Below are 13,955 nucleotides of genomic sequence, written 5' to 3' on the forward strand. Positions count from 1 at the left end.
GCATGGGCGGCCGGGGCTCCTCAGATGCTGACGCCGACCGTCACCGGCTCGTTGACGAGGGTGACGCCGAAGGCCGCGTGGACGCCCGCGACGACCTCGCGGGCCAGGGTGAGGAGGTCCTCGGTGGTGGCCTCGCCGCGGTTGGTGAGGGCGAGGGTGTGCTTGGTGGAGATGCGCGCGGGCCCGGTGCCGTAGCCCTTGGTGAAGCCGGCCTTGTCGATCAGCCAGGCCGCGCTGGTCTTCGTACGGCCCTCGCCGGCGGGGTAGGCGGGCGGGGCGGTGTCGGGGCCGAGGCGGTCCTGGACGCGGGCGAGGAAGGCGGCGTAGGCCTCGTCGGTCAGGATCGGGTTGTGGAAGAAGGAGCCGGCCGACCAGGTGTCGTGGTCGGCGGGGTCGAGGACCATCCCCTTGCCGGCGCGCAGCCGCAGGACGGTCTCGCGGGCGGTGGCGGCGGGGACCCGGTCGCCCGCCCCGACGCCGAGGGCGCGGGCGGTCTCGGGGTACTTGATCGGCGCCGAGAGCCCGCCGGCGTCCTCCAGTGCGAAGCGCACGCGCAGGACGACGTAGCGGTCGGGCTGGTCCTTGAAGGTGCTGTGGCGGTACCGGAAGGCGCACTCGGCGGCGGTCAGCGTGACCGTTTCGCCGGTGGTGCGGTCGTAGGCGACGACCTCGGTGATGGTGTCGCAGACCTCCTGGCCGTACGCCCCGACGTTCTGGATCGGGGTGGCGCCGGCGGAGCCGGGGATGCCGGCGAGGCACTCGATGCCGGCGAGGCCGGCCTCGACGGTGCGGGCGACGGCGTCGCTCCAGTTCTCGCCGGCGGCGAGTTCCAGGGTGGTGCCGTCGAGGGTGAAGCCGGTCGTCGCGATGCGCAGGGCGGTTCCGTCGAAGCCCTGGTCGCCGATGACCAGGTTGCTGCCGCCGCCGATGATCAGGAGCGGGGTGCCGCTCTCGTCCGCGGCGCGCACGGTGGCGACGACCTCGGCGTCGGTGGTCGCGGTGACCAGACGGGCGGCGGGACCACCGAGACGGAAGGTGGTCAGCGGGGCGAGGGGGGCTTCGTGGAGTTCCTGCACGTGGACAAGAGTACGGTCCGTGCCCCTCGCATCCCTGCGGGGCCACGGACCGTCCTCGTTCGTCCCCCGTACCGGCGGGGTCAGCGGTTCGCCTCCTGCTCGGCGAGGCGGCGTTCGGCCTCGGCCCAGGTGAGCGGCAGCTCGGCGGCCGGCACGGTCCAGTAGGTGAAGACGGATTCCTTCATGTACGCGCTCGCGGCGCGGGCGCTGGTGCGGTGGGGCTCGCTGCGGGCGAAGCGGTAGAGGGCGTCGCGGTCCTCCCATGCGGAGAGGGTGAGGAAGGTGCGGCTGAGGACGCGGGCCCGGAGGGCGACGCCGTGGGCGCCGGGGGCCTTGCGCATCTGGCGGATGATGCCGGGCGCTTTGAGGAAGAACCTGAGGGCGCCGGTGAGGGTGGCGGTCTCGAAGCGGGAGGCCATGACGTAGACCTCTGCGCCGGGGTCGGCCGGGGTGGGCGTGGACCAGGGGATGTCGGGCATGACGTGCTCTCCTTGCGCTCCTGGGTACGGATCCGGTCGGTCGTGCGGGGCGGCGGGTACGGGGCTGCGCGCTCGGCGGCCGGGTCAGCCGGCGGCCGGGACCTTCTCCGGGGCGGCGGCGGTCCGGCCCGCGGGGACCGGGGCGGTCTTGGACCTGCGGGGCACCAGGAGGGCCAGCGCGGCGGCGAGGGCGACCGCTGCGGCGCCGATCCACAGGGCGGGGACGGTGCCGTCGGTGAAGGCCTGCGGGGACTCGTATCCGCCCTGGGCGGAGAAGACGGAGGCCAGGACGGCGACACCGAGGGCTCCGCCGAGCTCGCGCAGGGCGTTGTTCGCGCCGGAGGCCCTGCCCTGGTCGGCGGGGCGCACGGTGGACATCAGGACGTTGGCCGCCGGGGCGAAGTAGAGGGCCATGCCGATCCCGCTGAGGACCAGGGGCGGCAGCTGAGCGGCGTAGGAGACGTCCGTGCTGAGGATCGCGGCGAACCAGCCGAGGCCGAGCGCCTGGAACGCCAGCCCGGCGGCGACCACGGGGCGGCCGCCGATGCGGTCGGAGAGGATCCCGGCGAGCGGGGCCACGATCATCGGCATGCCGGTCCAGGGGAGCATGCGCAGGCCCGCTTCGGTGGGCGAGTAGCCGGCGACGCCCTGGAGGAACTGGCTGAGCAGGAAGATCGAGCCGAACATGCCGAGGAACATCAGCAGGCTGGCCAGGTTGATCCCCAGGAAGCCGCGGTCACGGAAGAGCCGCATGGGGAGCATGGGGTTGGCGTGGGTGGCACCGTGGTGGACGAAGCCCGCGACGAGGGCGGAGCCGAGGATCAGGCCGGTGAGGACGGGTGCGCTGGTCCAGCCCTCGGCGTTGGCGTTGACCAGGGCGTAGACGATGCCGAAGAGGCCGCCGCTGATGAGCAGGGTGCCGGGGATGTCGAGGCGGGCGCCCGGGGCGGTGGACTCGGCGAGGCGCAGGCGGGCGAGCGGGATCAGCGCCAGGCCTGTCGGCACGTTGAGCCAGAAGATCCACTGCCAGGAGATGTGCTCGGTGAGGCTGCCGCCGATGAGGGGGCCGCTGGCGACGGCGAGGCCGGTGACGGCGCCGTAGATGCCGAGGGCCATGCCGCGTCGGGCGGCCGGGACGGCGGCGGTGAGGAGGGTCAGGGTGAGCGGCATCATGACGGCGGCTCCGACGCCCTGCACGGCGCGGGCGGCGATGAGCGCGTCGATCCCGGGCGAGAGGGCGGCCGCGGCGGAGGCGCCGGTGAAGACGGCGAGGCCGGCGATGAACAGCCGGCGGCGGCCGAAGCGGTCACCCAGGGCCGCGCCGAACATGAGGAGGACGGCGAAGGTGAGCGTGTAGGCGTTCACCGTCCACTCCAGGTCCTCCAGCCCGCCGCCGAGGTCCTCGCGGATGGCCGGGAGGGCGGTGGTCACGACGAGGTTGTCGAGTGCGGCCATGAAGCTGGCGACGCCGGTGAGGACGAGGGCCCAGACGGCGGGCCCTCGGAGCTTGGTGCCGGAGTCCTGCGTGTGCATGATTCCCCCAGTTGTTAGTTATTGCTGACTAACTTCCGCGGCCATGGAAGAGCGCGCGAGCGGATCGCGCGCGTTCACTTCTCCAGGCGGCCGGTGATGCGCGCCGACGGGTAGAACCCTTCCCAGACCCGGTGGTCGAACGGGAAGCCCATGGCGGCCAGGACGTTGATCAGCATCCCGTAGGCCATGAAGGTCGTGGTCTCGTTCGGGTCCGCCCCCAGCGGCAGGTGGGCGGTGTCCCACAGCTCCATCCAGCCGGCCCGGACGACCTCGCCGAATTCGTGGTCGCCGGCCGCCTCGGCCGCCGCCACGGCGACGTACATCTGGAGCTGCATCTGGAGCTTGTCGGGGTCCTCGGTGATCAGCCGGGTGTAGGCGTTGGCGATGGCGTGCTGGGCCTCCTCGCCGTGCAGTCCTTCGACGGCGGAGGCGAAGAGTTCCCGGGTCTCCTTCAGGCAGCGCTCGGACGCGGCCAGGAAGATGGCCTGCTTGTTGGGGAAGAGCCGGAAGAGATACGGCTGCGAGACACCCACCCGCTTGGCGATCGCCTCGGTGGAGGTCCCGTGGTATCCACCCCGGGCGAACTCGTGCATCGCCGCGCGAACGACGCTCTCGCGTCGCTCGTCCGCGCTCATCCTTGCCATGCGACGAAGTTAGTGCTCAATCACTAACTTCGTCAAGAGGGGTCCTGGGCGGCGTTGAAGGGGCGGACCCGGGGCCGGGGCGTGAGGGGACGGGCACCCCGCCCCCTCACGCGCTCAGGCCCTCAGACCCTTCGCCCTGTGGACCCTCAGACCCTCAGACCCTCAGGCCCTTGGACCCTCAGGCGAGCGCGACCACCGCGCGGGACATGCCGAGGACCTTCTGGCCCGCGCTCATGGCGGTCAGGTCGACCCGCACCCGGTTGTCGTCCAGCTTCGCCGCGACCTTGGCGGTGACCTCGATCAGGCCGCCCTGCTCGTCGTTCGGGACGACGACGGGCTTGGTGAAGCGCACGCCGTACTCGACCACCGCGCCCGGGTCGCCCACCCAGTCGGTGACGACGCGGATCGCCTCGGCCATGGTGAACATGCCGTGCGCGATCACGTCCGGCAGCCCGACCTCCTTGGCGAACTTCTCGTTCCAGTGGATCGGGTTGAAGTCGCCGGAGGCGCCGGCGTACTGGACGAGCGAGGCGCGGGTCACGGGGAAGGACGCCGCGGGCAGCTCGGTGCCGACCTCGACGTCGGCGTACTTGATCTGCGCTGCCATGTCAGGCCTCCTCGGGGGCGCGGGAGACGAGCTTCGTCCACGCCGTCACCACGTGCTCGCCGGTCTCGTCGTGGACCTCGCCGCGGACGTCGATGATGTCGTTGCCCGCGAGCGACTTCACGGCCTCGATGGTGGAGGTGACCGACAGGCGGTCACCGGCACGCACCGGGCGGGAGTACGCGAACTTCTGGTCGCCGTGCACGACGCGGGTGTAGTCCAGGCCCAGCTGCGGGTCCTGGACGACCTCGCCGGCCGCCTTGAATGTGATGGCGAACACGAAAGTCGGCGGAGCGATCACATCCGAGTGGCCGTAGGCCTTCGCCGCTTCGGGGTCGGTGTAGACGGGATTGGCGTCACCCACCGCGACCGCGAATTCGCGGATCTTCTCCCGGCCGACCTCGTACGGATCGGTGGGCGGGTAGCTCCGCCCCACGAAGGACTGGTCGAGAGCCATGACTCACTACCTCCTGTTGAAGGGACACGAAACACACAAGGACAAAGACTGGAGAGATCGGGCGTGAAAACGACACGAGGCCGCCCCCAATGAAGGGGACGACCTCATGACGGTGCCTGTATTCGAGACTTCGCTGGGGTCAGCGGGTCTCGCGGTGCGCGGTGTGCGAGTTGCAGCGCGGGCAGTGCTTCTTCATCTCCATGCGGTCCGGGTTGTTACGCCGGTTCTTCTTGGTGATGTAGTTCCGCTCCTTGCACTCCACGCAGGCCAGCGTGATCTTCGGGCGGACGTCGGTGGCAGCCACGTGAGTGCTCCTTGACGGACTATGGGACGGATGAACGCATAAAAGAGTAGCCGATCGGGAGACCGACCCCGCAATCGGCTACTGTGGGTAGCGGCGACCGGACTTGAACCGGTGACACAGCGATTATGAGCCGCTTGCTCTACCGACTGAGCTACGCCGCTTTGATGTGATCAGCTCCCCACCCGAGGGTGGGGAACCTCTCTCACCAGAGCCCCAATGCGGAATCGAACCGCAGACCTTCTCCTTACCATGGAGACGCTCTACCGACTGAGCTATTGGGGCGAGCGATGAAGACATTACACGGTTGCCCGCCGATCGCCCAAATCCTTTGCGGGAGCAGGGCTCCGAGGGGGTTCGGGAGACTCTCTTGATCAACCCGCAGGCCACTCCCGCCCCACTTCTCCCGCTTTTTGTGGGCGGGCTCACACTTCACGCACGCTCCGCGACGGCCGCGAGGGCGGGGCGGACGGCCAGGACGGCAGAGGTCGGCAGCGGGCGGCATGGACGGCGCAGGACAGCGAAGGACGACAAGGGGCGCACGCGCGGGCGCGGCCGCCGGGCACCACACCGGTACGACTATTGCCCTCTTCCTCGAAGCGGAGTGCGCCGCGCCCTAGGCTCTGAGCACGCTGCGTGATCTTGGGCCACGGGCCGCGGGCCGCGGCCACGGCCCCAGGAACCGCCCGAGCCACCGCAGGAGCGCGATGTCCGACAGCCAGCCGCAGCAGCCGTCCCCCTCCCCCCGCGGCGGCAACGGCAACGCGGCCGCCGCCGAGGCCACCACCCTGCTCCTCGCCGGGGCCCGCCTCACGGACGGCCGTACCGTCGACGTCCGCCTCGGCGGCGGCCGGATCCAGGCCGTCGGAACCACGGGCAGCCTCTCCTCCCCCGTGCTGTCCAGGGTGGACCTCAGCGGCTACCTGCTGCTCCCCGCGCCCGCCGAGCCGCACGCCCACGGGGACACCGCGCTGACCGCCGACGGCGACGGGCCCGTCTCGTACGCGCCCGACGAGGTCCAGCGCCGGGCCACCGAAGCGGCCCTGCTCCAGCTCGGGCACGGCGCGACCGCCATGCGCTCCCACGTGCGCATCGGCGACGTGCACGGCCTCGGCCCCTTGGAGGCCGTGCTCCAGGCCCGGCGCTCCCTGCGCGGGCTCGCCGACCTGACCGCGGTGGCCGTCCCCCGGCTGCTGACCGGGGTGGCCGGGGCCGACGGGCTCGCCATGCTGCGGGACGCGGTCAAGATGGGCGCCTCGGTGATCGGCGGCTGCCCCGACCTGGATCCGGACCCGACGGGCTTCCTCGAAGCCGTCCTGGAGCTCGCCGACGAGCACGGGTGTCCCGCGGACCTGCACACGGACGGTGACGACCCGGCCCGCCTCGCCCGGCTGGCGGCGATGGCGGGCGGTCTGCGCCCCGGGGTGACCGTCGGCCCCTGCGGGGGCCTGTCCCGGCTCCCGCTGGACGCGGCCGCCCGCGCCGCCGACCAGCTGGCCGCGGCCGGTGTACGGGTGACCTGCCTGCCCCAGGGCGACTGCGCGGCCCTGGAACGCCGCGGCCTGCGCACCGCCCCCGTACGCCTGCTGCGGGCCGCCGGCGTACGGGTCGCGGCCGGAAGCGGGGCGCTGCGGGACGCCGGGAACCCCGTCGGCCGGGGCGACCCGCTGGAGGCCGCGTACCTGCTGGCCTCCCAGGGCGGTCTGCGCCCCGGCGAGGCCTACGAATCCGTCAGCGCCTGCGCCCGCGAGGCCATGGGCCTGCCGGAGGTGCGGGTGGAGGCCGGCTTCCCCGCGGAGCTGCTCGCGGTGCGCGGGGACCGGATCGCGGGGGTGCTGTCCCTCGCGTACAGCCGGATCGTGATCCACCGCGGGCGGGTGGTGGCCCGTACGAGCGCCGTACGGGAGTACTGCGACTCCGCCGTCGCGGTGGCCCTGGACCTGCCCCGGCAGGGCCGCACGGAGCCCGGCCCCTAATAGGGAGTGTCCGCAAAGTAGCGTCGGCCGCCCGGAGGGCGGACCCCGCCGCGCAGGCGGGACTTTGCGGACACGACCTGGGCGAGGGCGCCGACACGGCCTGACGGGTGTCTTCCCGGGCGGGGGCGCCCGGCTCGTCGTACCGTCGGGGCATGCGCATCGTCATCGCTGGTGGACACGGTCGGATCGCGCTGCGGCTGGAGCGCCTGCTCGCCGCGCGCGGGTACGAGGTCGCGGGCATCATCCGCGATCCGGAGCAGGGCGACGACCTCAGGGAGGCGGGCGCCGAACCGGTCCTCTGCGATCTGGAGTCGGCCACGGTGGAGCACGTGGCGGGGATCCTGCAGGGCGCGGACGTGGCGGTGTTCGCGGCGGGCGCCGGCCCCGGCAGCGGTGCGGCGCGCAAGGACACCGTGGACCGGGGTGCGGCGGTGCTGTTCGCCGACGCGGCCGAACGGGCCCGGGTGCGCCGCTTCCTGATGGTCTCTTCGATGGGTGCGGACGCCCATCACGAGGGCGACGACGTGTTCGACGTCTACCTGCGGGCGAAGGGCGAGGCCGACGACCACGTACGCACCCGGCTGGGCCTGGAGTGGACGGTCCTGCGCCCGGGCTCGCTGCTCGACGACGCCGGGAAGGGGAAGGTCCGCCTGGAGGCGCGGACGGGCCGGGGGGCCGTCCCGCGCGACGACGTGGCGGCAGTGCTGGCCGAGCTGGTGGAGACGCCGGCGACGGCGGGCCTGACCCTGGAGCTGATCTCCGGCTCGACGCCGGTCGATGTGGCCGTCAAGGACGTGGCGGGCAACTGACGGCCCGGCGGGGAGGCCGGCTCCGGGCCCCCCTCCCCGCCGGTGGCTCAGAACCCCGCTTCGACCTTGTCGTCGGAGCGTCCGACCGAGTCCTGCTGGTAGCGGCTCTCGTACGCGTCACGGATCCGCTCGATGCGCGCGCTGCGGTCGTCGGCGCCCTTCTCCGGATACAGCAGGACCACTTCGTAGGACGCCTCGCGGACGATTTTGCCGTTGCCGTCGCGCCACTGGCCGTACCCGTCGTGGAGGGTCAGCCCCTCGGGGAAGGCCGGGGTGATCTCCTGGTCCAGGAACCGCATGAACTCCCGCTCCGCGACCGGGCCCCCGCCGTCGGTGCGTTCGGTGCCGAAGTACAGCCGGGTCTCCCGGTAGGGCTCCCCCACGTCCGTGTGCAGGGCGGCTCCCATCAGAGCCGGAATCCCCGCGCCGAGCAGGGCGATGAGCACACCGCCGCCGACCTTCCCCCGCGTGTCAGATGTCCACTTCACCCCCGGTGAACGACCGCAGGCCCTCGACGATGCGGTCGGCACCGGCTTCCCCGCGGCACCACCGATTCCCTTCGACTGCCCTCCTGCGGCACAATTTCCGCACGGTCAAAGCGAGTTGCCGGCGCTGCGGGCAGATGGCCCTACCGGCCGAACGGGGGTGCATGTTGCTCAACGGGCCCATCCCGATCCCTCCTCAACTCGATCTCCCGCCGAGCCGCAGAAGCTTCTTCGGACGGCTGCGCCGCGTCTGGCGGTCACGCAAGGCGCTGAAGGGGGTGACGCAGTGGATCCTGGACTGGGGCCTGCCGATCACCTTGTGCCTGACGGCGCTGTACGTCTTCGCCGTGCGGGCGACCAGCCCGAGCAGCGTGTACCGGGTGTTCACGTTGATCGACGCGCCCAAGCACTGGCTCCTGTGGACCGCCTCGCTGGTGGGCTGGCTGCTCGTCCCGGCGATCATCGGTGGCTTCGCCGGCCACGTGATCGCCGAACGGATCAGCCGCGTGAAGTCGATCTCCACCAACACGCTCTTCCAGCAGAGGAAGCTGGGGCAACGCCTCCGGCCACCGGGCCTGATCGACAACCTGAGCTCGTACTTCCACGGCTCCTACGCGCGCCAGGACTTCGTGGACGGGTGGGTGCGAGTCGCGCACCGTAACGACTGGGCGAAGGCCCAAGACCACTGGGAGGTGTACGTCAGGGACATGATGTCGACGCAGCAGTACGCTCATCTCGATCGGCACGAGTGCCTGCGGCAGGCCCAGAACACGGGGAAGATGGCCTTGGGCTTCACCGCTCGTACGGGCCTCTGCATCGTGTGCGAAAGGAGGCGGTGACGCCGTGCGCTCCGAGGACGCGGTCGAGATCGTGCGGGCTTCTCTGGCACTCGCCTTCCCGACGGCCAGCGCCGAGGGCCTCAACCGGGCCGCGGAAACCGTCATCCGCTGGGGGACGGAAGGGGTCGCCGACGACCTCAACGCCGGGCTGACCACACGAATGTTGCTGGATCTCCTGCAAGTGGCGGGGATCTCGCCGGAGGACTTCCGCCTGGCGGAACCCGATCACCCGTTCGCGGAGCCGGCCGAATACCGGACCTGGTCGCGCACCGAGGGCATGCCCCTGCTCCCCCTCCTGCCCAGACCCCCTGACGACCCGACGACCCCGCACGACCCTCCGCGTCCGGACGGGCCGTCCGGACGGGACGGACGCCCCCGACCGGACGGGCCGTCCGGGGCGACCCCGCGGCAGTGACCGGCGGAGCATCCATGGGGGTGCGCCACGGAGAGCCCCCGGATGCGCGGCGTGGCGCGAGCCCGCACGCCACTGCAGGCCGCGCATAAACAAGATGGCCCTTGATCGCGTTTCCGCAGATCAAGGGCCATCTCTATCGCGTGGCGGCGCCAGGATTCGAACCTGGGTAGGCTAAGCCGACGGATTTACAGTCCGCTCCCATTGGCCACTCGGGCACACCGCCATGGGATGTCGCCTTCGAGGCCGCGTGTCCGCGGTTCTCCCTGGCAACGACGTAAACGATACCTGATGACCGGGGGTGCTTCGCCACCGGATTGATCAGCGCCGCGGGTGGGTGCGGTGGCTAGGCTTTGCCGAGCGGTCCGGGGATGTCCGGCCGCGCCCTCCGGGGTGATCGCAATCGACTTCAAGGAGCCACAGCACATGGCCGACTCCAGTTTCGACATCGTCTCGAAGGTCGAGCGGCAGGAGGTCGACAACGCCCTCAACCAGGCCGCCAAGGAGCTCTCGCAGCGCTACGACTTCAAGGGCACCGGCGCCACCATCGCCTGGTCCGGCGAGAAGATCCTCATGGAGGCGAACTCCGAGGAGCGCGTCAAGGCCGTCCTCGACGTCTTCGAGACCAAGCTGGTCAAGCGCGGGATCTCGCTCAAGGCGCTGGACGCCGGTGAGCCGCAGCTGTCCGGCAAGGAGTACAAGATCTTCGCCACGATCGAGGAGGGCATCTCCCAGGAGAACGCCAAGAAGGTCGCGAAGATCATCCGGGACGAGGGTCCGAAGGGCGTCAAGGCCCAGGTCCAGGGCGAGGAGCTGCGCGTCAGCTCCAAGAGCCGCGACGACCTCCAGGCCGTCCAGGCCCTCCTCAAGGGCAAGGACCTGGACTTCGCGATCCAGTTCGTGAACTACCGCTGACGCAGGTCCCGACCTGCCACCACGCCGGCCCGGCGGTCTTCACCGACCGCCGGGCCGCGGTGGTTGCGGGGTGCGTGGGGCGTGTGTGCCGGGCGTGTGCGGCGCACGCGCTGCCGCGGGCTTCCATGGGCACTTGGGCGGCGGGGAGTGCGCCCAGCACGGTGGGTGGCATCACATCACCGCGTGGCAGGGGGTTCTCGCATGCCTGGGGCCGGCACGTTTCGCGCAGACTTCGGGGCGTCCGTCGTCGTCGCACTGGTCGCCGTCCCCCTGTGCGTGGGGGTGGCGGTCGCCTCCGGGGTCCCCGCCGAGCTGGGGATCGTCACCGGGGTGGTCGGGGGGCTGGTCACCGGCTGGTTCCGCGGGAGCTCCCTCCAGGTGAGCGGGCCCGCGGCCGGGCTCACCGTGCTCGTCTACGAGGCGGTGCAGACGTACGGCGCGGCCGCCCTCGGGGTGCTGGTGCTGGCCTCCGGCGCGGTGCAGCTGGGCATGGGGGTGCTGCGGCTCGGGCGCTGGTTCCGGGCGATCTCCGTGGCCGTCGTGCACGGCATGCTGGCCGGTATCGGGCTCGTACTGATCTCCGGGCAGTTGTACGCCCTGGGCGACGCGGAGGCCCCCGGGCAGACCCTGGCGAAGCTGGGCGGGGTGCACGGGCTGGCGGCGCGGGCCGACTGGGCCGCGGTGCTGCTCGGGGTCGGGACCATCGCCGTCATGGTCGCGTGGCGGCGGGCGCCCGCCCGTCTGCGGCTGCTGCCCGGCGCGCTGGTCGGGGTGGCCGCCGCCACCGCCGCGGCGGCCCTGCTGCGGCTGCCCGTCGAGAAGGTGCGGGTGACGGGGGTCCTGGATGCCGTGTCCCCGCCCGCCTGGGACGAGTTCGAGGTGCTGGCCTCCGTCGGCGCGGTCGGGACGGTGATCGCGCTGGCGCTGATCGCCTCCGCCGAGACCCTCTTCAGCGCGGCCGCCGTGGACCGCATGCACGACGGACCGCGGACGGAGTACGACCGGGAGCTGATCGCCCAGGGCGTGGGCAACGGCGTCTGCGGGCTGCTCGGGGCACTGCCGATGACCGCGGTGATCGTCCGCAGCGCCGCCAACGTGGAGGCCGGCGCCCGCACCCGGGCGGCCCGGGTGATGCACGGCGGCTGGCTGCTGCTCTTCGCCGTGGCCCTCCCCCAGGTGCTGGAGAGCGTGCCGCTCGCCGCTCTGGCCGGGGTGCTCCTGTACGCGGGATGGAAGCTGCTGCCGGTCAGGGCGGTGGCCGCGCTGTGGCGCACGCACCGGGGCGAGGCGGTGGTGCTGGTCGCCACGGCCTGCGCCATCGTCGTCACCAACCTCTTCGAGGGGGTGCTGGTCGGGCTGGGGCTCGCCATCGCCAAGGCGGCCTGGGAGACCTCCCACGTGCACGTCGAGGAGGTGTGGGAGGACGAGGAGCTGTGCGTGCGGGTCATGGGGAACGCCAGCTTCCTGCGGCTGCCGAAGCTGCTCGACGCACTGGACGCGCTGCCGCACGGGCAGCCGGTGCGGCTCGACCTGAGCGGTCTGCGCCACCTCGACCACGCCTGCCTGACCGCCCTGGAGGGGTGGGAACGCACCCGGGCGCCCCTTCCCGGCCGGGAGGGCGTCATCTAGCCCCGTTACCCTCCGCCCGTGACAGATGAGTTGAAGCGCACTCTGGGGGTTTCCGACGCGGTCGTCGTCGGACTCGGCGCGATGGTGGGCGCCGGGGTGTTCGCGGCCTTCGCCCCGGCCGCGGCGGCGGCGGGCGGGGCGCTCCTCGCCGCTCTGGCGGTGGCGGCCCTCGTGGCCTACTGCAACGCGCACTCCTCGGCGCGGCTGGCCGCCCGGTATCCGGCCTCCGGGGGCACCTACGTGTACGGGCGGGAGCGGCTCGGCCCCTTCTGGGGGTATCTGGCCGGCTGGGGGTTCGTGATCGGCAAGACCGCTTCCTGCGCGGCGATGGCACTGACGGTGGGTGCCTACGTGTGGCCCGGCCGGGAGCACGCCGTGGCCGTGGCGGCGGTGGTGGCGGTCACGGCCGCGGGCTACGGCGGTGTCCAGAGGTCCGCCCGGATCGCCCGGCTGATCGTGGCGGTGGTCCTGGCGGTGCTGGCCGCGGTGGTCGTGGCGTGCCTGTCCCCGGGTGCGGCGGCGCCGGAGCCGCCGGGCGGGCCGGGCTGGACGGTCTTCGGGCTGTTGCAGGGCGCCGGTCTGCTGTTCTTCGCCTTCGCGGGCTATGCGCGGATCACCACCCTGGGCGAGGAGGTGCGTGACCCGGAACGGACGATCCCGCGGGCGGTGCCGCTCGCGCTGGGGATCGCCCTGCTGGTGTACACGGCGGTGGCCGTGGCGCTGCTGTCGGTGCTCGGCGTCGAGGCGCTGGCGGGGTCGGCGGCGCCGCTGGCCGACGCGGTCCGGGCGGCGGGCGTGCCGGAACTGGCGCCGGTCGTCCGGGTGGGCGCGGCCCTGGCCGCGCTGGGCTCTCTGCTGGCCCTCGTGCTCGGGGTGTCGCGGACCGTCCTGGCGATGGCCCGGGACGGCCATCTCCCGCGCGCGCTGGCCGCCGTACATCCCCGGCATCGGGTGCCGCACCATGCCGAACTCGCGGTGGGCGCGGTCGTGGCGGTGCTCGCGGCAACCGCCGATCTGCGGGGCGCGATCGGTTTCTCCTCCTTCGGCGTGCTCGCCTACTACGCGATCGCGAACGCCTCTGCGTGGACTCTCGATTCAGGTGTCAAGGGGCGGGCCGTGGCGGCGGTCGGGCTGTCCGGCTGTGTGGTGCTGGCGTGCGCGCTGCCCCTCGCGTCGGTGGTCGCGGGGGCGGCCGTGCTGGCTCTGGGCGCGGCGGCGTACCGGGTGCGCGGCCGGCTCAGATCCGGGATCTGAACTCCGCCCACGGGGCGGGTTCGAGGTCGTGGTCCTCCCCCAGGGTGGACTCCTCGCAGAACCACGCGGTGCCGTCGAGCCAGCCGCGCAGCCAGCCCGCCAGGCTCGGGGCGTCGACGGACCAGGCGAGGTCGGGCTCCCCGGGATTCGGGTCGAACAGCAGGACCTGGGCCGTCGCGGATCTGCAGTCCACGCAGGCGTACACGGCGCAGCCGAGGTCGGCGACGGGCAGGACCGCTTCGGGCCACCGCCAGCCGGAGGCGCCTTGTGCCTCGTAGGCGGCGACGGCCTGACGCAGTGGCAGCAGTCCGCGCTCCGGGCCGAAACCGCCGTCCGCGACGCGGGTGTAGAGCCGGGCGAGCAGGGGCGGCAGGGGGAAGCCGAGTATGCCCTCGGCTCGGGCGATCTCCCCTGCGCCCAGGGGCGCCGGCAGGGGCTCCGCGTGCTCTCCGTGTCCGTGCGCGGAGCCCCGCGCACGGACTGCGACTTGCTCCAGCAACTGCTCGGTCTCGTTCATGCGTTCATGGTGACGCACCCCACCG

At 72.4% G+C, this 13,955-nt stretch carries 16 protein-coding genes and 3 tRNA genes; 7 read left to right on the forward strand and 12 right to left on the reverse strand.

Features of this window, described 5'->3' with window-relative positions; all coding sequences use genetic code 11:
• Positions 1–20: 20 nt before the first annotated feature.
• From IG86_RS0127330 to IG86_RS0127370, 9 genes are all read right to left on the reverse strand, one after another.
• Positions 21–1,160, reverse strand: a complete 1,140-nt coding sequence (locus IG86_RS0127330; protein WP_276329198.1) for a UDP-N-acetylmuramate dehydrogenase — start codon at positions 1,158–1,160, stop codon at positions 21–23.
• Complete coding sequence (locus IG86_RS0127335; RefSeq protein ID WP_030900368.1) at positions 1,157–1,555, reverse strand: DUF3291 domain-containing protein; 399 nt, start codon at positions 1,553–1,555, stop codon at positions 1,157–1,159. The genes IG86_RS0127330 and IG86_RS0127335 overlap by 4 nt, the downstream gene beginning before the upstream one ends.
• Positions 1,556–1,639: 84 nt before the next feature.
• On the reverse strand, positions 1,640–3,088 hold the full coding sequence (locus IG86_RS0127340; RefSeq protein ID WP_030826003.1) for a DHA2 family efflux MFS transporter permease subunit: 1,449 nt from the start codon (positions 3,086–3,088) through the stop codon (positions 1,640–1,642).
• Positions 3,089–3,162: 74 nt separating this feature from the next.
• The gene (locus IG86_RS0127345; protein WP_030826006.1) at positions 3,163–3,732 is read right to left on the reverse strand and encodes a TetR/AcrR family transcriptional regulator; all 570 of its coding nucleotides are present in this window, start codon (positions 3,730–3,732) and stop codon (positions 3,163–3,165) included.
• Positions 3,733–3,910: 178 nt separating this feature from the next.
• Positions 3,911–4,339 (reverse strand): MaoC family dehydratase, encoded by a 429-nt coding sequence (locus IG86_RS0127350; RefSeq protein ID WP_030826009.1) that lies wholly within the window; start codon positions 4,337–4,339, stop codon positions 3,911–3,913.
• A 1-nt stretch (position 4,340) separates the two neighbouring features.
• Complete coding sequence (locus tag IG86_RS0127355; protein ID WP_030826012.1) at positions 4,341–4,793, reverse strand: MaoC family dehydratase N-terminal domain-containing protein; 453 nt, start codon at positions 4,791–4,793, stop codon at positions 4,341–4,343.
• Between the two features lie 139 nt (positions 4,794–4,932).
• Positions 4,933–5,097 carry a 50S ribosomal protein L33 gene (gene rpmG, locus IG86_RS0127360; protein ID WP_007265873.1) on the reverse strand — a complete coding sequence of 55 codons (165 nt, stop codon included), beginning with the start codon at positions 5,095–5,097 and terminating at the stop codon, positions 4,933–4,935.
• Between the two features lie 88 nt (positions 5,098–5,185).
• Positions 5,186–5,258, reverse strand: a tRNA-Met gene (locus IG86_RS0127365).
• Positions 5,259–5,306: 48 nt separating this feature from the next.
• Positions 5,307–5,379 (reverse strand) — tRNA-Thr (locus tag IG86_RS0127370).
• A gap of 422 nt (positions 5,380–5,801) precedes the next feature.
• Between IG86_RS0127370 and IG86_RS0127375 the strand changes: the two genes are divergently transcribed.
• Positions 5,802–7,070, forward strand: a complete 1,269-nt coding sequence (locus IG86_RS0127375; RefSeq protein ID WP_030900371.1) for an amidohydrolase family protein — start codon at positions 5,802–5,804, stop codon at positions 7,068–7,070.
• Between the two features lie 152 nt (positions 7,071–7,222).
• Complete coding sequence (locus IG86_RS0127380; protein ID WP_030826019.1) at positions 7,223–7,879, forward strand: SDR family oxidoreductase; 657 nt, start codon at positions 7,223–7,225, stop codon at positions 7,877–7,879.
• Between the two features lie 47 nt (positions 7,880–7,926).
• Here IG86_RS0127380 and IG86_RS0127385 read toward each other — a convergent pair whose 3' ends face one another.
• A complete protein-coding gene (locus IG86_RS0127385; RefSeq protein WP_037848732.1) occupies positions 7,927–8,367 on the reverse strand; it encodes a DUF3574 domain-containing protein in 441 nt (146 codons plus the stop codon).
• A gap of 275 nt (positions 8,368–8,642) precedes the next feature.
• Here IG86_RS0127385 and IG86_RS0127390 point away from each other — a divergent pair, with 275 nt between their 5' ends.
• Positions 8,643–9,203, forward strand: coding sequence for a DUF6313 family protein (locus IG86_RS0127390; protein ID WP_234316243.1), 561 nt, complete (start codon positions 8,643–8,645; stop codon positions 9,201–9,203).
• Positions 9,204–9,207: 4 nt separating this feature from the next.
• Entirely contained in the window at positions 9,208–9,618 is a 411-nt protein-coding gene (locus IG86_RS0127395) for a hypothetical protein (protein WP_051785441.1), read from the forward strand.
• A gap of 141 nt (positions 9,619–9,759) precedes the next feature.
• Here the strand turns inward: IG86_RS0127395 and IG86_RS0127400 are convergent.
• Positions 9,760–9,841 (reverse strand) — tRNA-Tyr (locus IG86_RS0127400).
• 200 nt (positions 9,842–10,041) lie between these two features.
• Here IG86_RS0127400 and IG86_RS0127405 point away from each other — a divergent pair.
• From IG86_RS0127405 to IG86_RS0127415, 3 genes are all read left to right on the forward strand, one after another.
• Complete coding sequence (locus tag IG86_RS0127405) at positions 10,042–10,530, forward strand: YajQ family cyclic di-GMP-binding protein (RefSeq protein WP_030653550.1); 489 nt, start codon at positions 10,042–10,044, stop codon at positions 10,528–10,530.
• A 201-nt stretch (positions 10,531–10,731) separates the two neighbouring features.
• Positions 10,732–12,159, forward strand: a complete 1,428-nt coding sequence (locus IG86_RS0127410; protein ID WP_030826098.1) for a SulP family inorganic anion transporter — start codon at positions 10,732–10,734, stop codon at positions 12,157–12,159.
• Positions 12,160–12,177: 18 nt separating this feature from the next.
• Entirely contained in the window at positions 12,178–13,413 is a 1,236-nt protein-coding gene (locus IG86_RS0127415; RefSeq protein WP_030826101.1) for an APC family permease, read from the forward strand.
• Here the strand turns inward: IG86_RS0127415 and IG86_RS0127420 are convergent.
• Positions 13,397–13,930 carry an SMI1/KNR4 family protein gene (locus IG86_RS0127420; protein WP_030900377.1) on the reverse strand — a complete coding sequence of 178 codons (534 nt, stop codon included), beginning with the start codon at positions 13,928–13,930 and terminating at the stop codon, positions 13,397–13,399. The genes IG86_RS0127415 and IG86_RS0127420 overlap by 17 nt on opposite strands.
• Positions 13,931–13,955 lie beyond the last annotated feature (25 nt).

Source organism: Streptomyces virginiae (assembly GCF_000720455.1).
Taxonomy (GTDB): Bacteria; Actinomycetota; Actinomycetes; order Streptomycetales; family Streptomycetaceae; genus Streptomyces; species Streptomyces virginiae.

What these genes read in the sequence shown, in the direction of transcription:
- IG86_RS0127335 (WP_030900368.1), bottom strand. Translation starts at nt 1,555, where the DNA reads ATGCCCGACATCCCCTGGTCCACGCCCACCCCGGCCGACCCCGGCGCA.
- IG86_RS0127340 (WP_030826003.1), bottom strand. Translation starts at nt 3,088, where the DNA reads ATGCACACGCAGGACTCCGGCACCAAGCTCCGAGGGCCCGCCGTCTGG.
- IG86_RS0127345 (WP_030826006.1), bottom strand. Translation starts at nt 3,732, where the DNA reads ATGGCAAGGATGAGCGCGGACGAGCGACGCGAGAGCGTCGTTCGCGCG.
- IG86_RS0127350 (WP_030826009.1), bottom strand. Translation starts at nt 4,339, where the DNA reads ATGGCAGCGCAGATCAAGTACGCCGACGTCGAGGTCGGCACCGAGCTG.
- IG86_RS0127355 (WP_030826012.1), bottom strand. Translation starts at nt 4,793, where the DNA reads ATGGCTCTCGACCAGTCCTTCGTGGGGCGGAGCTACCCGCCCACCGAT.
- IG86_RS0127375 (WP_030900371.1), top strand. Translation starts at nt 5,802, where the DNA reads ATGTCCGACAGCCAGCCGCAGCAGCCGTCCCCCTCCCCCCGCGGCGGC.
- IG86_RS0127380 (WP_030826019.1), top strand. Translation starts at nt 7,223, where the DNA reads ATGCGCATCGTCATCGCTGGTGGACACGGTCGGATCGCGCTGCGGCTG.
- IG86_RS0127405 (WP_030653550.1), top strand. Translation starts at nt 10,042, where the DNA reads ATGGCCGACTCCAGTTTCGACATCGTCTCGAAGGTCGAGCGGCAGGAG.
- IG86_RS0127410 (WP_030826098.1), top strand. Translation starts at nt 10,732, where the DNA reads ATGCCTGGGGCCGGCACGTTTCGCGCAGACTTCGGGGCGTCCGTCGTC.
- IG86_RS0127420 (WP_030900377.1), bottom strand. Translation starts at nt 13,930, where the DNA reads ATGAACGAGACCGAGCAGTTGCTGGAGCAAGTCGCAGTCCGTGCGCGG.